This window comes from Aquimarina sp., assembly GCF_977115655.1.
The window spans coordinates 34,787-54,347 of record NZ_CDSBKO010000042.1 but is presented as its reverse complement, the minus strand read 5'-3'; the positions used below and the strand labels follow the sequence as shown (position 1 = coordinate 54,347).

Sequence of the window (19,561 nt, the reverse complement as noted above, 5' to 3'; positions counted from 1 at the left end):
AAACTTTCATTTAAGCAGTATTGGTCGTGGATTCCGTTTTGCAACGGAATGACAACACTTTGACTGCCCTACTTGTTCTCGATACATTTTCTTTGCTTTGCAATCCAAGAAAACACTCGAACTGACCCAGATGATACATTTTCTTTGTTCTGTAACGGAATGACAAATCCGATTATGTGTGTGCCCTGTAATTGTTGTACTGTAGGTAAACTTTTACTTAAACAGTATTGGTCGTGGATTCCGTTTTGCAACGGAATGACAACACTTTGACTGCCCTACTTGTTCTCGATACATTTTCTTTGCTTTGCAATCCAAGAAAACACTCGAACTGACCCAGATGATACATTTTCTTTGTTCTGCAACGGAATGACAAATCCGATTATGTGTGTTCCCTGTAATTGTTGTACTGTATGTAAACTTTTATTTAAGCAGTATTGGTCGTGGATTCCATTTTGCAACGGAATGACATATCAGGTCACTATTATGTCTTAATTTTTTGTCTCATAGGTATCCAAAACTAGTATCTATAGTTCTACAAAAAAAATGAGGCTGTCTAAAAAGTAATTTTTGATAAAATTAAGCTGAATTATTTGTAGTATTTTCTAAAAAAAACTTTATTTCTTTCAGTAAAACCTTCTTTTAGAGTCGGTTTTTTGAAGTATTCATAATAAAAAAGAGGGTATCTAAAAAGTCAGACACCCTCTTTTTTTAATACACTATTTTTTATTTATCGCTTAGGGATTTCTTTTAAAATCTCTTTTACAAATTTCCAATATTTTTGCACCGATGATATGCTTGCTCTTTCGTCCGGAGAGTGTGCTCCTAATATTGTTGGCCCAAAGGATATCATATCCATATCTGGATAATTTTGCCCAAGGATACCACATTCTAAACCAGCATGGCAGGCAGCAACATGTGCTTTTTCGCCATTTAATTTTTCATATAGTGTATCCAATACTTTTAATATTGGCGAATCCATATTTGGTGCCCATCCCGGGTAATCTCCACCTGTAGTTACCTCGCATCCTGTAAGCTCAAAAGTGGCTCTTAGTTTGTTTACCAAATCTTGTTTAGAGGTTTCTACACTACTACGGGTTAAACACTTTACAGAAATTTCTCCATCTGCAATAGTTACTTTTGCTATGTTATTTGAGGTTTCTACCAAATCGGGTATCGATGCACTCATGGTATACACCCCATTATGTGCTGCATACAATGCTTTTATAATCCCTTCTTGCACCCCTAACTCCATTACATTATCCGGGGTAGCTATTGCAGTAACTTCTATTACCAAATTAGGTTCTGTTATAGCCAGTTCTTTCTGAATTATTTTAGACAACTCTCCTGTTTCAAACTCAAAAGCTTCTGCCTGTATCTTATCTACTACTACAGTGGCAAAACTTTCTCTTGGAATTGCATTGCGTAGGCTTCCTCCTTCTATATTGTTTATTTGTAACCCAAAGTTTTCGAACCCGTCAAATAAAAGACGGTTCATTATCTTGTTTGCATTACCCAAACCTTTATGAATATCCATACCCGAATGCCCACCATTAAGTCCTCGTATGGCAATAGTATATGCTGTTTTACCTTCTGCTACCGTTTCTTGTTTATAACTTCTTGTTGCAGTAACATCTATACCACCGGCACATCCCACTCCTATTTCATCATCCTCTTCGGTATCCAGATTTAGTAATATCTCTCCGTCTAACAAACCTCCTTCTAGCCCCATTGCCCCTGTCATCCCTGTTTCTTCATCGATAGTAAACAATGCTTCGATTGCAGGGTGTGGTATATCTGTAGATTCCAGAATCGCCATAATAGTTGCTACTCCCAATCCGTTATCTGCTCCCAGAGTAGTGCCATTAGCTCTCACCCAATCCCCATCGATACGCATTTCTATTCCCTGAGTATCAAAATCAAAATCGGTATCTGCATTTTTTTGATGTACCATATCCAAATGCGATTGCATCACTATCGTTTTGCGATCCTCCATACCTGCCGTAGCTGGTTTTTTGATAATAACATTACCTACGGCATCAACATGCACAGGTAATCCCAAGGATTCTCCATAGTTTTTCATAAATGCAATCACTCGTTCTTCTTTTTTTGAAGGGCGCGGTACTGCATTAAGGTCTGCAAATTTATTCCAAAGGTTTTGGGGTTCTAAAGCTCTTATTTCTGAATTCATAGATCTGTTATTTTTAGAACTGCGAAATTCTATATTTTAAATTAAGTATCAAAGTTTAAGAAGAGTAAAGTGTATAAGTTTATAAATTACTTTTAATAGATACTAAAAAACTCTTAATTCTTGATTCTTCTACCAATTTAACTTTGAAATTGTACATATATTTACGCAATGCAAGCAAAGACAAAACTATATCTTACTATATTATTACCTGTTCAAATCCTTATTATTAAGGGGATTTCTTTCTTTCCTGAAACTGTAGAACGGTTTTATAGTAACGGTTTATTTGTGTATACTTCAAAAATTTTGCGATATGTATTTGGATGGTTACCGTTTTCGTTTGGGGATATTTTATATAGTGTATGCATCGTTTTACTTATTCGGTTTTTCATAAAAAAAATACGCTCAAAAGCTTTATTTAAAAAAGAAGTTCTACTTGATATTGGCGCCACACTATCTATTATTTATGCCAGTTTTCATATACTATGGGGGATAAATTATTACAGGTTACCGTTACATGAAATATTAAAGATTGAAGATACTTATACTGAAAAAGAATTAATCATGGTTTCTGAAAAACTAATCGCTCATGCCAATTCTTTGCATGCTACTTTAGAGCCCAAAGATTCTTTATCTATACAAATACCATATAATAAGGAGCTAATATTTGAAAAAACCATTCCGGCTTACGATCAATTACATACACTACTGCCAGGTTTAAAATACCATCCAAAAAGTATTAAAAAATCTATATTAAGTCTCCCGCTTACATACATGGGATTTAGCGGATACTTAAACCCTCTTACCAACGAGGCACAGGTAAATGGTTTGATCCTTAACTATAAAACCCCTACAACAAGCTGCCACGAAGAGGCACACCAATTAGGTTTTGCCAAAGAAAATGAAGCTAATTTTATTGCTGCATTAACTACCATGAATTATGAGGATCTGTATTTTAAGTATAGTGGAACCACTTTTGCTTTAAAATTTTGCCTTAATGATTTATACCTGCGCAACGAAGAAAAGGCAATTTGCCTGGCAGAAGAATTAAGACCCGGCATACGAGCAAATTATCGTGAGGTAAATGAGTTTTGGGAGTCTTATGAAAATCCGTTAGAGTTTATTTTTGAAAGTACTTACGACAAATACCTAAAAATCAACAACCAACCCGATGGTATGGAAACCTATAGCTATGTGGTGGCTTTGCTGGTTAATTATTATAAAACAAAACCGATCTAATACGTAAGGTCGGAGGCTGGAGGCTGGAGGTCGGGTGTCCGAAGTCGGGTGTTTGAAGTCGGGAGACGGAGGTTGAGAGTCGGGTGTTTGAAGTCGGGTGTCCGAAGTCGGGAGACGGAGGTCGGAGGTCGGGTGTTTGAAGTCGGGAGTCGGAGGTTGGGAGTATAGAAATGTCCGTTTACTTGTAAATGTTGTAGCACCCTACAAACTCCCTTCCCTTTGGGAAGGGCCGGGGATGGGAGAAATGTTGAAGTGTGAAGCCCGATGCTGAAAGACGGGAGACAGAGGTCAAAAATTAAAACACTTCCCTAAACTAAAAAACCTCAAAATTTCAAAAACCATCCTGTTAAAAAATTATTAATTAACAGTATCTTCGTAGTGCAACTACTATCTTTAAAACCTATTCAATTTACTTTACACTATTTTCTATGAAAAAACTTCTATTATCGCTTACGGTGGTATGTGGGATTTTAAATTCTTATTCTCAGGATTATTTTCCTAAAAATGACGGGGTTAATACTACAGATTCTAACTATACCGTATTTAAAAATGCTACCATTCATACCACACCCGATTCTGAAATTAAAAACGGAACGCTGGTAATCCAAAAAGGTAAAATTGTAGAGGTCGGAAACTCTGTTACTATCCCTGCCAATAGCGTTATTATTGATCTAAAGGGAAAGCATATTTATGCTTCTTTTATCGACCCTTACACCAATTTTGGTATAGAAAAACCAAAACCTAAAGGAGGAAGCCCCTTTGAAGGCAATCCTCAATATGAAGCATCCAGAGAAGGATATTATTGGAACGATCATATTCGACCAGAAACCAATGCACTTACTCATTTTAAATATGATGCAAAAAAAGCTACAGAATATATCCAACAAGGATTTGGAGTCCTTCATACCCATAGCCCCGATGGTATTGTAAGAGGAACAGGATTACTAATTGCTTTAAATAATGAAGGAACCGAAGGAGAACGATTATTAAGCGATCGGTCTGCACAATTTTTGTCTTTTTCAAAAAGCAATAAAAGTAAGCAACTCTACCCTACCTCTTTAATGGGAGCAATAGCATTATTAAGACAAATGTATTATGATGCCAATTGGTATGCTACCGGTAACGCAAACAACAAAGATTTATCTTTAGAAGCTTTACACCGAAATAAAAACCTTCCGCAAATTTTTGAAGCAGGAAGCAGAATAAACGGTCTTAGAGCAGATAAGATAGGAGATCAGTTTAATACACAATATATTATTGTTGGTGGTGGAGATGAGTATGCAAAAATTGATAAAGTAAAGGCTACCAATGCCAAATATATTATCCCTTTGGATTTTCCTGATGCCTACGATGTGTCTGATCCTTTTGCTGCCAACTTAGTAAGTTTGGGAGATATGCGCCACTGGAATCAGGCCCCCACAAATCCATCGGTTTTATCCAAAAACGGAATCTCTTTTGCGTTGACCACACACAAACTAAAAAAAACAGAAGACCTTACCTCCAGAATAGAAAAAGCAATCCAACATGGTTTAGACAAAAAGACTGCTATTGCTGCTCTTACCACTATTCCTGCGCAAATTTTAGGAAAAAGTGATCTGCTAGGGAGCCTTAAAAAAGGAAGCTATGCCAACTTTTTGATTACCAAAGATGAATTGTTCTCTAAAGACAATATACTGTATGAAAACTGGGTACAAGGTCATAAAAATGTAATCAACGACAGGACTGCTCCCGATATAAATGGTACTTATAATCTAACCGTTGCAGACACTACCTATGAGATGTCTGTCTCAGGAAAAACTTCTGATCCCAAGGTCGAAATCAAATTAGGAGAGACTAAATTAGGAACAAAAATAAGCCGAACAGAGGATTGGGTACATCTTACTTTTACGGATGCCGATACCACAAAGACCCAATATACCAGAATTGTATCCCGGGTTAATGACACTGCCACACTTTGGAGTGGTAAAGCAATTCTGCCCAATGGATCTGAAACTTCTTTTTCTATACAAAAGAAACCAGAAGATGCTTCTGCTAAAAAACCGGAAGAAAAACCAGAAGAAAAACCAGAAATACTGCCTGTTACCTATCCAAATATTGCGTATGGTAATGCTCAATTACCAAAATCAGAAACCATCCTGTTTAAAAATGCTACGGTTTGGACAAATGAAACTGATGGAATTTTAACAGAAACCGATGTATTGATAAAAGATGGTAAAATATCTGCCGTTGGTAAAAATCTTAGTGCCACAAATGCAACTATAATAGATGCCACAGGAAAACATATTACTGCAGGAATAATAGATGAACACTCTCATATTGCAGCAGCAGCAATTAATGAGGCGGGGCACAACTCCTCTGCAGAGGTAACTATCGAAGATGTGATATCCCCGGATGATATTAATATCTACAGAAACCTTGCCGGCGGGGTTACTTCTATACAAATACTGCACGGGTCTGCAAACCCTATTGGGGGCAGGTCTGCAATTATAAAACTAAAATGGGGACAAGATGCCGATAACCTTATATTTCCTAACTCTCCTAAATTTATAAAATTTGCTTTAGGTGAAAACGTAAAGCAAAGCAACTGGCAAAGTTTTAGCCGTTTTCCGCAGTCCAGAATGGGAGTAGAACAATTGTATATGGATTATTTTTCTCGTGCAAAAGAATACGAAAAACTTAAAAACAGCGGAAAATCGTATCGTAAAGATACCGAGATGGAGACTCTTGTTGAAATCCTTAATGGAGAACGCTATATAAGCTGCCACTCTTATGTACAAAGTGAAATCAATATGCTTATGAAAGTTGCCGAAAAATTCAACTTTAAGATCAATACTTTTACGCATATTTTAGAAGGATATAAAGTAGCCGATAAAATGGCGGCTCATGGTGTTGGAGGATCTACTTTTTCAGACTGGTGGGCATATAAATATGAGGTTAATGATGCTATCCCCTATAATGCTGCTATCATGCACAATCAAGGAGTAGTTACCGCTATCAATAGTGATGATGCCGAAATGGCTCGTCGTCTTAATCAAGAGGCTGCTAAATCTGTGAAATATGGTGGTGTTAGCGAAGAGGACGCTTTAAAATTTGTAACCCTTAACCCTGCCAAATTACTACATATAGATAATCGGGTAGGAAGTATAAAAGCAGGAAAAGATGCAGATGTGGTGTTATGGACAGACCACCCATTATCCATATACGCTAAAGCCGAAAAAACAATAATTGAAGGAGCTGTCTACTTTGATCTCGAAAAAGATAAAGCAATGCGAAAGTCTATTGCTGCAGAAAAAAATAAACTTTCAGCATTATTATTAAAAGCCAAAAACAATGGTCTTAAAACACAACCTGCAAAGAAAAAAGAAAAGCAGCATTTTGAGTGTGAAACTTTAGAAACTATTAATTAAAAATAAAATTATGTCAGACTGAGCTTGTCGAAGTCCAATACAACAAAAAACATGAAAAAAATAATATGCATAACAGGACTGTTCTTAATTTTCTTCGGAAATCTGACAGCACAACAAACTCCTGCTAAGGCGCAAAGCGAAATAATTACCATAACCGGTGCTACCGCTCATATTGGTAATGGAAAAGTTATAGCAAATAGCAGTATAACTTTTGAAAACGGAAAGATAACCGCCATTGGAGTTAAAGGAAATTCTCCTGCTACAGGAAAAATAATCGATGCTACAGGAAAACATGTATATCCCGGGTTTATCGCTCCTAATTCTACATTAGGGCTTGTAGAAATAGGCGCGGTTCGAGCAACCGATGATGATAGTGAAATAGGAAATTACAATCCCCATATACGTAGTGTTATTGCTTATAATGCAGAAAGCAAGATTGTAGAAAGTATGCGTCCAAATGGTATTCTAACCGCGCAAGTTACTCCTCGCGGAGGAAAAATTTCAGGAACCTCATCGATCGTACAATTAGATGCATGGAACTGGGAGGATGCTGTAATAAAATTAGATGATGGCATACATATACATTGGCCTGGTACTTTTACCCAAGGTCGTTGGTGGCTTGGTGAAGATCCTGGTTACAAACCTAATAAAGATTATTCTAAACAAGTTACAGAATTAGTAGATTTTATACATCAGGCAAAAGCTGCTACCCCATCAAACCATACGACAACCAATCTGCCATATCAGGCAATGCATGGTATTTTTGATGGATCTAAAACCCTATTTGTAAATGCCGACACCGAAAAGCAAATTTTGGATGTAATCGATTTTGCAAAAGAAAACAATATCCAAAAACTGGTATTAGTTGGTGCATACCAAGCGCATAAAGTGGCCTCACAACTAAAACAAAATAATGTTTCGGTATTGATCGCAAGAACACATAGTACTCCTGCATTAGAAGATGACGATTACGATTTACCGTATAAAAATGCTAAGCTACTTATGGATGCCGGTGTGCTGGTTGCATTGCAAAACAGTGGTCAAATGGAACGTGCTAATGCCCGAAATCTGCCTTTTCAAGCAGGAACTGTTGCTGCACATGGATTAGATAAAGAAAAAGCAGTACAGCTTATTACGGGGAATAGTGCAAAAATTCTTGGTATTGATGCTACTACAGGCACTCTGGAAGTTGGTAAAGATGCTACTTTATTTATTAGCATTGGAGATGCTTTGGATATGCGAACAAATCAATTAGAAAAAGCTTTTATACAGGGACGTGATATTAGTTTAGAAAGTCACCAGACCAAACTTTGGAAACGATATAAGGATAAGTATACTAGTAAATAAAACAGAATAATATAAAGTGAGGCTGTCTGAAAAGGCAGCCTCCTTATTTTAAATAGGTTCATCCTACTAATAATACCATTTTAACTTTGAAACAGCACTAATAAATTATTTCTTTTTCATCTATTCTTTGTTAAAAAATATAACCGTAACTACAGCTATGCTTGATACCAGATCAAGTCTGACACAAGCTTTTTGCCTTGAATACTTAAAAAATAAATTCAATTTCTATACATACTATTTCAAAGTTAAAATGGTATAAACTATAAATTTTCGGCTTTTTCTTCTTTCGGCTTTTCAAACAACCAAGAAGAAGATTTTTCTTTACTTACTTTAGTATTTATAAAACTTACTTCGCTTTTAACATCTCCTACTTTACCATCTTTATATTCTCTCCACTTTAAAGTCTTAGGTAGTAATAACCCATTTACATCATTCCAATCTGCATATTCTACTAAACTAATTTTATCGCTGGTTTCTTTACTAAAAAAAGTAACCGTATACCCAAGAAACTTCATTTTTTTAGAATCTTTATCATAGTATAAAAAATAATTATCTTTTGGAGAATCTCCTACTCCATCACCATAAGAGATTTTATATCCCGGATACGAAATTCCTTCTACTTCCAGATTCTCTGCTTTTTGAAAGGAAATTCCTTGATCTCCTAATACAAAAGGCATTGCATAAAAGTAAAACATTAGATTATGATAGAATCTGGGGTCTCCTTTAAAATAGGCAGAGTCTTGTACTATCCAGGCTTCTTTACCATCAAAACCTAAGACAAATTTATCTGTTTCTATACGAGCATGTCGGGTTTTAAGATCTGTAGTATGCTTTTCGTTTCCTTCTGGGTTAACCATTTCAAAAACTAAGGTATTCATTTGATCAAAAGCCAAAATACCGCCATGTGCTTTAAAAACAGCAGTTATATCTTCAGGAAAATCAGCAGACCTGTCTGGTGTAGTTTCTTCTTTGAGTCCTTCTTTTTTAGATTCCTCTGTTAATTGTTGTTCTTTATTTATTTTTGAGTTACAAGATGCTAATAAAACTATTGCAAATAATAGTGTGAATATTTTTTTCATAATTGAGGTTATACAAAGTTCATACTTTAAAACACAAGTAGTCGAATTTGCTATACAACCTTACAGAAATAACTCGCTAATATCAGGTTTTTTGCTTTTTCTTTTTTGCAGCTGGAAACAATACGTTGTTCAAAATTAAGCGATACCCGGGAGAGTTAGGATGCAATTCCAGTTCTGTTTTTGGATCACCAACTCTATGTGTATAATCTTCTGGATCATGTCCTCCATAAAAGGTAAAAAAACCTTTTCCTTTAATTCCATGTATATAACGAGCTTCAGAATTAGTTTTGTTTTCACCAAGAATTAATACATTAGATTTTATTTCGTTAGGGTTATATGCGGTTGTTTGCCCCATAAAACCTTTAACCAAAGCCGTATGGTTTTGGCATAACATGGTAGGAATTGGATCCCACTTAGCCGAAAAATCCATAAGTGTAAAATAATCTGTGGTTTTAGAAATACGACGATTTCTGGTCATATCTATAGAAGAAAATTCATATACATTTGGACTACGCTCTAATGTAAAATTTTTAAATGCAAAGGTTTTATTATAATCTATCTTAGACTGATACCCGGGCTCACTGGGATCACCATCAAACATAGATTCGCAAATATCCACACCTTCTGCAGCCAATGCTATCTCAAAACTATCTGTAGCACTACACATAGCAAACATAAATCCTCCTCCAACAACGTAATCCCTAATTTTTAAAGCAACTCCCAATTTTTGTTGGGATACTTTTTGATATCCCAGTTCTTTTGCTAATTTTTCTGCTGCTGCTTTTTCTCTTATATACCAGGGAGCAGCTCTGTAAGATGCATAAAACTTACCATATTGTCCTGTAAAATCTTCGTGATGCAGGTGTAACCAATCGTATAAAATCAGATTATCTTGTAGTACTTCTGTATCATAAATAGTTTCGTAAGGGATTTCGGCAAAAGTTAATACCATAGTAACGGCATCATCCCAAGGTTGGTTTCCTTTTGGAGAGTATACTGCAATTTTTGGGGCTTTTTCCAGGACTACAGCTTCCATATTTTGGGATGGGCTGCTAATATCTTCTAAAATCTGATTAGTTTCTGCATCGTTAAGCACTTCATAAGAAACTCCTCTAATGGTGCATTCTTTTCTAATATCTTCTGTATCTGGCAATAAAAAAGAGCCTCCTCTGTAATTCAACAACCATTTAACTTTAAGGTCTTTGCTTAAAGTCCAATATGTAATACCATACGCTTTTAAATGGTTTTGTTGCCCTTCGGCATCCATAGGTATTAATACATAGGAAGCAAAGGATGGTATTGTAAATAGCAAAACCAGTATAAGAATCAAAGGTTGAAAAGATCTTTTATACCGTATCTCTGGCTTTGCTATTTGTATGTTTTTAAAAAGGTACTTCATCATCATCATTAGAGTCGTTTATACTACTCCCAAAGGCTTCATCGGCACTAGGAAGATGTTTGGCACTAAACGGTTCATCTTCTTCTTTACCATCATTCATTTTAGAATGAAACTCAAAAGGGGTGCTAAAATCATCTAAGTTATCAAATTTACCTAAGTGACCAATAAATTTTAACCTTATATTTTCTAATCCACCATTACGGTGTTTTGCAACAATGAACTCTCCTTGTCCTTGTGTTGGAGATCTTTCTTCATCATCCCATTCATCAATTTTATAATACTCTGGTCTAAATATAAAAGCTACAATATCAGCATCCTGCTCTATTGCCCCGGATTCACGCAGGTCACTAAGCAAAGGTCTTTTACTTCCCCCTCGGGTTTCTACAGCACGGGATAACTGGGATAGAGCTATTACAGGAATATTTAATTCTTTTGCCAAAGCTTTTAAGTTACGGGAAATTGTAGAAATTTCTTGTTCACGGTTTCCATTTTTACCAGAGCCCCCGGCAGTCATTAATTGAAGATAATCAATTATAATCATTTTAATGCCGTGTTGTGATGCAAGACGTCTTGCTTTTGCCCTAAGGTCAAAAATGGATAGCGAGGGAGTATCATCTATAAACAGAGGTGCTTTTTCAAGATCTTTTACTTTTACGTTAAGCTGCTCCCATTCGTGTTTTTCTAATTTACCGGTACGCAATTTTTCTGAAGAAAGCCCTGTTTCTGAAGAAATCAAACGTGTAATCAATTGTACCGAGGACATCTCTAAAGAGAAAAAAGCTACTGGTATATTACTACCTACAGCTATATTTCTTGCCATAGATAAGGTTAACGCTGTTTTACCCATACCTGGACGTGCTGCTACGATAATTAAATCACTGGGTTGCCATCCTGATGTTAACCTGTCTAGTTTATCAAAGCCAGAAGGCACACCACTCATTCCTTCTTTATTAGATATTTCCTGTATTTTTTTCTTTGCTTGTATAACCAGGTTTTGGGCGCTTTCAGTAGATCGTTTAATATTACCTTGTGTAACTTCGTATAATCTGGATTCTGCCATATCCAAAAGATCAAAAACATCTGTAGTTTCATCATAAGATTCTTCAATGATTTCATTCGAAATTTTAATCAAACTTCGTTGAATGTATTTTTGAAGTATAATCCTTGCATGAAACTCAATATGTGCAGAAGAAGCTACTTTTTGAGTTAATTGTATTAGATAATAATCCCCTCCTGCCAATTCTAGCTTAGAGTCTTTTTTAAGTTGGGTAGAAACCGTTAATAAGTCTATTGGCTCAGAGTTTTCGAAGAGTTTAAATATTGCTTCAAAGATGTATTGATGTGCTTCCCGGTAAAAAACATCTGGATTAAGAATATCAATAATTTCGTCAACCCCTTTTTTATCGATCATCATCGCTCCAAGAACAACTTCCTCTAAATCAACTGCTTGAGGTGGTATTTTTCCTTTTTCAAGCGAAATTACGTTCCCCCGACCATAATTTATTTGCTTAGTTTGCTGTACTTTTTCCATAGCTACGAATGTAAAAAAATTGTAAAGAGATGTACCTAAATACAAAGATACGAATGTCCACAAGTCTTCAACAAATGGACTGTTAATAAGTTTATTTTATTGTTAATAAGCATAAAAAAATCTGAAGTTTAACACTTCAGATTTAGGTGATTAGCGATTACTTGGGGGTTACCCTTTAAAGACTCCCATATTCGCATATTTATCCATACGTTTTTCTACCAATTCTTCTGGTGATAAGTTTTTTAATTCTTCAAAAGAAGCCAAAATGGTATCTCTTACCGTTTTAAAAGTAGTTTCTCTGTCGCTATGCGCTCCTCCAAGTGGTTCTTTAACAATCTCGTCTACTACTTTAAGTTTTACACTGTCTTTTGCTGTAAGTTTTAATGCTTCGGCTGCTTGTTCTTTTTGATCCCAGCTTCTCCATAAGATAGAAGAGCAGTTTTCTGGCGAAATCACAGAATACCAAGCATTTTCCAACATTAATACTTTATCTCCTACTCCGATACCTAATGCTCCTCCGCTAGCTCCTTCACCTATTATAAGTACAATGATAGGAACTTTAAGGCGGGTCATTTCCAGAATATTACGGGCAATTGCCTCTCCTTGCCCTCTTTCTTCTGCTTCTAAACCAGGGTATGCTCCCGGAGTATCTATAAAACTTACTACAGGGATCCCAAATTTTTCTGCACTTTTCATTAAACGTAATGCTTTACGATATCCTTCAGGATTAGCCATCCCAAAATTACGATATTGCCTGGTCTTTGTATTATATCCTTTTTGTTGACCAATAAACATAAAAGTCTGATCACCAATTTTTCCTAAACCTCCTATCATAGCTTTGTCATCGCGAACATTTCTGTCCCCGTGCAATTCTAAGAAAGACTCTCCACAAATGGCATCTACATAATCTAATGTATATGGTCTGGAGGGATGTCTGGACAGCTGCACCCGCTGCCACGGCGTAAGGTTTTTGTATATTTCTTTTTTGGTTTCTTGTAATTTTTTTTCAATTTGCTTACAAGTATCCGTAACATCTACTTCGCTCTCCTGGCCTATGGCACAAGCTTTATTAAATTGCTCTTCAAGCTCTTTAATGGGGAGTTCAAAATCTAAATATTCCATATCAAGAATATATTTATATTAACTAGGGTTAGCCGACAAATATAAAAACTTTACTTCGTAATGTTGCTTAAAGTTGCTTGTCTTTTTCTTTTTTTAGCATTTTTAAATATTCCGTTCAATACAACTGTGCACAGAATAATAATTGCTCCGTAGTAAAACTGAGGATTCATTTTTTCTGTTTCTCCAAATATTAAAAAGGCTAATAGTATGCCATACACTGGTTCTAAATTAGTGGTTAACATAACCGTATACGGGCTTAAGTATTTCATTACCTGCACAGAGCCTATAAAAGCGTATGCTGTACAAATAGATGCTAATATGGCTATAAGACCCCAATCTGAAGTTGATAATTTAAAAAATGAGACTGTAAATCCTTCTGTAGTATCTCCAAAAATTGTCATCCCAAATAAATAAATAGTTACTACTCCTACTCCACTTAATAATTCATAAAAAGAAATCATTGACGGATTATATTTTTGTGCTACTTTTCCGTTTATCAACGAAAATACCGAAGATAAAAAGGCGGAACATAGTGCATAAACAATACCAGTAAGATAGTTTCCTTCTACTTTAAAAATTATATATAACCCTGTTATTACCATTAGCCCAAAAAGAACTTCATACCATACTATTTTTCTTTTATAAAAAACCGGCTCTAAGATAGATGTAAAAAAAGCTCCTGTAGAAAGCATTGCTAAGGTTATAGAGATATTAGACACTTTTATCGCAGCAAAAAAGGTAATCCAATGCAATGCTATAACAATTCCTGCAAAAAAGAGTACAAAAAATAATCTTCGCGAAATTATTAACCTTATTTTTTTGAAACAGATATAAATATAGATAAACCCTGATGCGATAAGCATTCTGTACCAAACCAATGGTAAAGCTTCTATAGATATCAACTCTCCTAAAATGGCTGTGAACCCCCATACAAAAACTATAAAATGTAAATGCAGGTAATTAAAAAGCTTAACGTTTGGCATTATATAATAAGTAAATAGCTAAGATTCCAAAAGATACATTAGGAAACCATACTGCGATTACAGGGGGAAAATCAGATTGGTTTGCCAAAGTACCTAATACTTTGTCAAAAAAGATAAATATAAAAGCTAAAGAAATACCGACAGCCAGATTAACCCCCATACCTCCACGCCTTTTCATAGAAGAAACAGCTACTCCGATAATAGTAAGAATAAAAGCCGATACTGGTATACTCCAACGTTTATAGGCTACCACCTTATATCTGTTTATATCTGAAGATCCTCTTTTACTCTCTTTTTCTATAAACTTATTCAGCTCTGTATAGTTAAGGGTTTCTGCTACATAGGTAACTGGTGTAAACTCATCTATATTAAATGGCAGGACAGTATCTTTACTTATAGCTTTTTCTATAATATCCCTATCTTCCAGAATTATTCGTTTTACGTAATCTTTCAATTCATAAATACTATCTTTAAAAACAATACTATTTGCAGAAATTTTAGTTTTTAATTTATTTTCATCAAAATGCTCTAATGTAAAATTAGTTGCCGATTTTTCTAAAGGTTTAAAATTATTGGCATATAAAAACATGCTATCATTAAGTTGGCGGTATACATTTTGTGTTTCTTGAACTTTTCTGTTTTTATGCAAATAATTATACTTAAACTCATTAAATCCCTGACTAGCTTTTGGTGCCAGAAACAACCCCATAGCCAATGCCCCAAAACAAATAATGACTGCCCCAATCATATAAGGTCTTAAAAACCTCCAAAAAGACACCCCCGAGCTTAAAAAAGCTATGATTTCTGTTTTATTGGCAAGTTTGGAGGTAAACCAAATTACAGATAGAAAAACAAATAAAGGAAACAACAGGTTTGCAAAATATACCGTAAAATTAATATAATAGAATATTATTGCATTAAAAGGGACTTCATTTTTTAAAATATTATCAATTTTTTCAGACACATCCACTATAATTCCAATAGGAATAAAAAGCAGGATCATCATAAAAAATGTCCCTAAATATCTTTTAAGTATATACCAATCTAATATTTTCATAAAATATCATTCTAAATTCAAACCTTTATATGTTATTCACAACTAGTCCCGATTCTTAGTATTAATTTTTGGGTTCTCTATAATCTTTTATCCATTTGTTTGACCATCTTATTTTTCCAGGAGTTAAAATCTCCTGCTAATATATGTTTTCTGGCTTCGCGAACCAACCACAAATAAAATCCTAAATTATGTATGGTTGCTATTTGTTTGCCCAACAATTCATTTACTGAAAAAAGATGTTTTAAATATGCCTTAGAATACTCTGTATCCACAAAGGTAATACCCATTTCATCTATTGGAGAAAAATCATCTTTCCATTTATTGTTTTTCATATTAATGGTTCCATGTGCTGTAAAAAGCATTCCATTACGTGCATTTCTTGTTGGCATTACACAATCAAACATATCAATCCCTAATGCTATGTTTTCTAATATATTGATCGGGGTACCTACTCCCATTAAATACCTTGGTTTATCCTCTGGTAAAATAGCAGTTACAACTTCGGTCATCGCATACATTTCTTCTGCGGGTTCCCCTACAGATAACCCTCCTATTGCATTACCCACCGCACCTGCATTTGCTATATACTCTGCAGATTGCTGCCTAAGGTCTTTATAAGTACTTCCTTGTACTATTGGAAAAAAAGCTTGGTCATACCCATACTTAACTGGTGTTTTTTCCAAATGTTTCATACAACGATCCAACCATCTATGTGTCATGTGCATGCTTCGTTTTGCATATTTATAATCACAAGGGTAGGGTGTGCATTCATCAAACGCCATTATTATATCAGCTCCGATAGTTCGTTGAATTTCCATTACATTTTCTGGGGTAAACACATGATAAGAACCATCTATATGAGATTTAAACTTTACTCCTTCTTCCTTAATTTTACGATTAGAGGATAATGAATATACTTGATAGCCTCCACTATCTGTAAGGATATTACGATCCCAATTCATAAACTTATGTAGTCCACCTGCTTTTTCTAAAATAGATGTTCCTGGCCTTAAATATAAATGGTATGTGTTTCCTAAAATAATATCCGGATTGATATCCTTTTTTAATTCACGCTGGTGTACTCCTTTTACTGTAGCTACAGTTCCTACTGGCATAAAAATTGGAGTTTCAATAATTCCGTGATCCGTTGTTATTTTGCCTGCTCTCGCCTTACTTAGAGGGTCTTTTGATAAAAGGTCAAATTGCATAATTCCTGTTTGGTAGGGCGCAAAGATAACCAACAAATTTAAGTTGCACCTCTATAGTTATTTTTTTGTTTAATGGCCATACTTTGTTGAGTAAGTAAAAACGCCATAAATAAAGGTATATTCTTTATTATTTTTTTATTGTTTTTTTTTAAAAGAACATTATTTTTAAAAACTTTTTGTTACTAACAACAGTTTCTTGATTAAAAGCAAGCTATTCATTTTGTCACCGTATTCAAAACGTGTATTTTTGAGGCTTTAATATCAAGAAATCAGCATTATAATGCCAAAAACAAAACAATTAGAAGATTTTGCAACGCAAGTTCGTAGAGATATTTTACGACAAGTGCACAAGGTTAGTTCTGGTCACCCGGGAGGTTCTTTGGGGTGTACCGAGTTTTTTGTAGCCCTGTACCAAGAGGTTTTAAACCGAAAAGATGATTTTGATATGGATGGTATCGGTGAAGATATTTTTTTCCTGTCTAACGGTCACATTTCACCAGTATACTACAGTGTGCTTGCACGAAGTGGCTATTTTCCGGTAGAAGAACTAAACACTTTCAGGTTAATCAACAGCAGATTACAAGGGCATCCCACAACTCATGAGGGGCTTCCCGGAATACGAATTGCTTCGGGATCTCTGGGACAAGGGATGTCTGTAGCCATTGGCGCTGCACTTGCAAAAAAGTTAAACAACGACGACCATCTTGTATATAGCTTACATGGTGATGGCGAATTGCAGGAAGGACAGATTTGGGAAGCTGCAATGTATGCCTCTGGAAAAAAAGTAGATAACCTTATTTCTACAATTGATTATAATGGTCAGCAAATTGACGGAGCTACAGACGATGTGCTTCCGATGGGAGATTTGAGAGCAAAATTTGAAGCTTTTGGCTGGGATGTTATGGAAATTAAAGAGGGAAATAATATCTCTGCTGTAATTGAAGGATTAAACGAAGCAAAAAGCAGAACAGGCAAAGGTAAACCTGTTTGCATTTTAATGCATACCGTAATGGGCAATGGGGTTGATTTTATGATGCATACCCACGCTTGGCATGGTAAAGCTCCTAATGACGAGCAATTAGCTATAGGATTAGCACAAAACCCTGAAACCTTAGGAGACTATTAATCTACCAAATTCAAAAAAGAAAATGAAAAAATATATTGACACAGGAAAAAAGGATACTCGTTCAGGTTTCGGTGCTGGTTTAGAAGAATTAGGTAAGACCAATGAGAACGTTGTGGCACTATGCGCCGATTTAATAGGCTCTTTAAAAATGGATGCTTTTATTGCTAACAATCCGGATCGTTTTTTTCAAATAGGAATTGCTGAAGCTAATATGATGGGAATTGCTGCCGGATTAACCATAGGCGGAAAAATACCTTTTACAGGAACATTTGCTAATTTTTCTACCGGACGTGTTTACGACCAAATCAGGCAATCTATAGCATATAGCGATAAAAATGTTAAAATTTGTGCTTCGCATGCCGGATTAACATTGGGAGAAGATGGTGCTACTCATCAAATTTTGGAAGATATTGGTTTAATGAAAATGCTGCCGGGAATGACAGTAATCAATACCTGTGACTATAATCAAACCAAAGCTGCAACAATTGCTATAGCAGATCATGAAGGTCCTGTATATTTACGTTTTGGAAGACCTGCTGTACCTAATTTTACTCCTGAAGATCAAAAATTTGAAATAGGAAAAGCCGTTTTATTACAAGAAGGTAGTGATGTAACTATAGTTGCAACCGGACATTTGGTGTGGGAAGCTATACAAGCTGCAGAATCTTTACATGAGCAAGGTATTCATGCCGAAGTAATTAACATTCACTCTATCAAACCATTGGATGATGAAGCTATTTTGGCTTCGGTAAAGAAAACAGGATGTATTGTTACTGCCGAAGAACATAATATACTAGGTGGTTTGGGTGAAAGTGTTGCCAGAGTACTAGCGCTACATAATCCGGTTCCGCAAGAATTTATTGCAACCAATGATACTTTTGGAGAAAGCGGAACTCCCGCACAATTAATGGAAAAGTACGGTTTGAATGCAGCATCTATAAACAAAGCTGCCCAAAAAGTGGTTAAAAGAAAATAAAAATACTTTTTATATTTTTAAGAAAACCTTCTGATTTGTTTCAGAAGGTTTTTTGTTTTTAACCAAAATAAAAACAACCTTAAATCGTTTTTATAAGTACTAGCCTTCATACCAAAAATACTCAAGCTATTTATTAATCTTTTAAGTAAAAAACATTTTGCAATGAAAAACAGATTCATTTTTTGTATGCTATTTTTTTCCTGTGCATTACTTGCGCAAGAAAAAAAAGTCACTTTTGGAGTTAAAGCCGGGCTTAATTATGGAGACAATGGAAAAATTGAAATTTCTGACATCACCAAGGCATCGGCAGAAGATCGTGTTGGATATCACCTAGGCATTTTTTTAAGAGGAAATTTGACCGATAACATCTACATCAAGCCTGAATTGCTATATACAGTAAACAACAGCAAATACACGGTTACAGAAAAAAACCTGAATTATAATATTAAAAAAATAGATTTACCCATTCTTGCCGGAGTTTCTGTCTTAGGACCTGTACATATTTTTGGTGGACCTGCACTGCAATATATCGTAGAAAATGATCTGGAAGATGTAAAACTCGGGGATGTAAAAAATAAATTTACACTAGGAGTACAATTTGGTGCCGGATTACAATTTGATCGTTTTAATATAGACATTCGATACGAACAAGGACTTAGTAAAAACCGGGCAGAATCTATAGATGAAAGAATTAGAGTAGATTCCAGACCAAACCAAATTATTTTTAGTCTGGCTATAGATTTGTAACTTATCTAAAAAAAGAGGGTATCTAAAAAGTCAGACACCCTCTTTTTTTATTATGAATACTTCAAAAAACCGACTCTAAAAGAAGGTTTTACTGAAAGAAATAAAGTTTTTTTTTAGAAAATACTACAAATAATTCAGCTTAATTTTATTAAAAA

Annotated in this window: 14 protein-coding genes; 6 read left to right on the top strand and 8 right to left on the bottom strand. The window is 35.2% G+C overall.

Annotated features, from left to right (window positions below; translation table 11 throughout):
• Window positions 1-727: 727 nt before the first annotated feature.
• A complete protein-coding gene (locus tag ACZIYX_RS16500) occupies window positions 728-2,188 on the bottom strand; it encodes an aminoacyl-histidine dipeptidase (RefSeq protein WP_462683352.1) in 1,461 nt (486 codons plus the stop codon).
• A 168-nt stretch (window positions 2,189-2,356) separates the two neighbouring features.
• On the opposite strand from ACZIYX_RS16500, the gene ACZIYX_RS16495 reads away from it, so the two are divergent.
• From ACZIYX_RS16495 to ACZIYX_RS16485, 3 genes are all read left to right on the top strand, one after another.
• Window positions 2,357-3,424: a DUF3810 domain-containing protein gene (locus ACZIYX_RS16495; protein ID WP_462683351.1), complete on the top strand. Its 1,068-nt coding sequence runs from the start codon at window positions 2,357-2,359 to the stop codon at window positions 3,422-3,424.
• Window positions 3,425-3,852: 428 nt separating this feature from the next.
• A complete protein-coding gene (locus tag ACZIYX_RS16490; protein WP_462683350.1) occupies window positions 3,853-6,831 on the top strand; it encodes an amidohydrolase family protein in 2,979 nt (992 codons plus the stop codon).
• 51 nt (window positions 6,832-6,882) lie between these two features.
• Window positions 6,883-8,178, top strand: a complete 1,296-nt coding sequence (locus ACZIYX_RS16485; protein WP_462683349.1) for an amidohydrolase family protein — start codon at window positions 6,883-6,885, stop codon at window positions 8,176-8,178.
• Window positions 8,179-8,438: 260 nt separating this feature from the next.
• Here the strand turns inward: ACZIYX_RS16485 and ACZIYX_RS16480 are convergent, their stop codons facing one another.
• The 7 genes from ACZIYX_RS16480 to tgt all read right to left on the bottom strand — a co-directional run bounded on the left by ACZIYX_RS16480 (window position 8,439) and on the right by tgt (window position 16,557).
• Window positions 8,439-9,257: a lipoprotein gene (locus ACZIYX_RS16480; protein ID WP_462683348.1), complete on the bottom strand. Its 819-nt coding sequence runs from the start codon at window positions 9,255-9,257 to the stop codon at window positions 8,439-8,441.
• An 82-nt stretch (window positions 9,258-9,339) separates the two neighbouring features.
• Window positions 9,340-10,665, bottom strand: a complete 1,326-nt coding sequence (locus ACZIYX_RS16475) for an asparagine synthetase B (RefSeq protein WP_462683347.1) — start codon at window positions 10,663-10,665, stop codon at window positions 9,340-9,342.
• Complete coding sequence (dnaB, locus tag ACZIYX_RS16470) at window positions 10,640-12,187, bottom strand: replicative DNA helicase (RefSeq protein ID WP_462683346.1); 1,548 nt, start codon at window positions 12,185-12,187, stop codon at window positions 10,640-10,642. Before dnaB ends, ACZIYX_RS16475 begins: the two co-directional genes overlap by 26 nt.
• A gap of 168 nt (window positions 12,188-12,355) precedes the next feature.
• Entirely contained in the window at window positions 12,356-13,309 is a 954-nt protein-coding gene (locus ACZIYX_RS16465) for an acetyl-CoA carboxylase carboxyltransferase subunit alpha (protein WP_462683345.1), read from the bottom strand.
• A gap of 50 nt (window positions 13,310-13,359) precedes the next feature.
• Window positions 13,360-14,292, bottom strand: a complete 933-nt coding sequence (locus ACZIYX_RS16460; protein WP_462683344.1) for a DMT family transporter — start codon at window positions 14,290-14,292, stop codon at window positions 13,360-13,362.
• A complete protein-coding gene (locus ACZIYX_RS16455; protein WP_462683343.1) occupies window positions 14,279-15,349 on the bottom strand; it encodes an LptF/LptG family permease in 1,071 nt (356 codons plus the stop codon). Before ACZIYX_RS16455 ends, ACZIYX_RS16460 begins: the two co-directional genes overlap by 14 nt.
• A 77-nt stretch (window positions 15,350-15,426) precedes the next feature.
• Window positions 15,427-16,557 (bottom strand): tRNA guanosine(34) transglycosylase Tgt, encoded by a 1,131-nt coding sequence (tgt, locus tag ACZIYX_RS16450; protein ID WP_462683342.1) that lies wholly within the window; start codon window positions 16,555-16,557, stop codon window positions 15,427-15,429.
• Window positions 16,558-16,837: 280 nt separating this feature from the next.
• On the opposite strand from tgt, the gene ACZIYX_RS16445 reads away from it, so the two are divergent.
• The 3 genes from ACZIYX_RS16445 (at window position 16,838) to ACZIYX_RS16435 (ending at window position 19,406) form a co-directional block, all read left to right on the top strand.
• A complete protein-coding gene (locus ACZIYX_RS16445) occupies window positions 16,838-17,683 on the top strand; it encodes a transketolase (protein WP_462683341.1) in 846 nt (281 codons plus the stop codon).
• A gap of 22 nt (window positions 17,684-17,705) precedes the next feature.
• Entirely contained in the window at window positions 17,706-18,659 is a 954-nt protein-coding gene (locus ACZIYX_RS16440) for a transketolase family protein (protein ID WP_462683340.1), read from the top strand.
• Window positions 18,660-18,821: 162 nt separating this feature from the next.
• Window positions 18,822-19,406, top strand: a complete 585-nt coding sequence (locus tag ACZIYX_RS16435; protein ID WP_462683339.1) for a porin family protein — start codon at window positions 18,822-18,824, stop codon at window positions 19,404-19,406.
• The last annotated feature ends 155 nt before the right edge of the window (window positions 19,407-19,561 follow it).

What these genes read in the sequence shown, in the direction of transcription:
- ACZIYX_RS16500 (WP_462683352.1), bottom strand. Translation starts at nt 2,188, where the DNA reads ATGAATTCAGAAATAAGAGCTTTAGAACCCCAAAACCTTTGGAATAAA.
- ACZIYX_RS16495 (WP_462683351.1), top strand. Translation starts at nt 2,357, where the DNA reads ATGCAAGCAAAGACAAAACTATATCTTACTATATTATTACCTGTTCAA.
- ACZIYX_RS16490 (WP_462683350.1), top strand. Translation starts at nt 3,853, where the DNA reads ATGAAAAAACTTCTATTATCGCTTACGGTGGTATGTGGGATTTTAAAT.
- ACZIYX_RS16485 (WP_462683349.1), top strand. Translation starts at nt 6,883, where the DNA reads ATGAAAAAAATAATATGCATAACAGGACTGTTCTTAATTTTCTTCGGA.
- ACZIYX_RS16480 (WP_462683348.1), bottom strand. Translation starts at nt 9,257, where the DNA reads ATGAAAAAAATATTCACACTATTATTTGCAATAGTTTTATTAGCATCT.
- ACZIYX_RS16475 (WP_462683347.1), bottom strand. Translation starts at nt 10,665, where the DNA reads ATGATGATGATGAAGTACCTTTTTAAAAACATACAAATAGCAAAGCCA.
- dnaB (WP_462683346.1), bottom strand. Translation starts at nt 12,187, where the DNA reads ATGGAAAAAGTACAGCAAACTAAGCAAATAAATTATGGTCGGGGGAAC.
- ACZIYX_RS16465 (WP_462683345.1), bottom strand. Translation starts at nt 13,309, where the DNA reads ATGGAATATTTAGATTTTGAACTCCCCATTAAAGAGCTTGAAGAGCAA.
- ACZIYX_RS16460 (WP_462683344.1), bottom strand. Translation starts at nt 14,292, where the DNA reads ATGCCAAACGTTAAGCTTTTTAATTACCTGCATTTACATTTTATAGTT.
- ACZIYX_RS16455 (WP_462683343.1), bottom strand. Translation starts at nt 15,349, where the DNA reads ATGAAAATATTAGATTGGTATATACTTAAAAGATATTTAGGGACATTT.
- tgt (WP_462683342.1), bottom strand. Translation starts at nt 16,557, where the DNA reads ATGCAATTTGACCTTTTATCAAAAGACCCTCTAAGTAAGGCGAGAGCA.
- ACZIYX_RS16445 (WP_462683341.1), top strand. Translation starts at nt 16,838, where the DNA reads ATGCCAAAAACAAAACAATTAGAAGATTTTGCAACGCAAGTTCGTAGA.
- ACZIYX_RS16440 (WP_462683340.1), top strand. Translation starts at nt 17,706, where the DNA reads ATGAAAAAATATATTGACACAGGAAAAAAGGATACTCGTTCAGGTTTC.
- ACZIYX_RS16435 (WP_462683339.1), top strand. Translation starts at nt 18,822, where the DNA reads ATGAAAAACAGATTCATTTTTTGTATGCTATTTTTTTCCTGTGCATTA.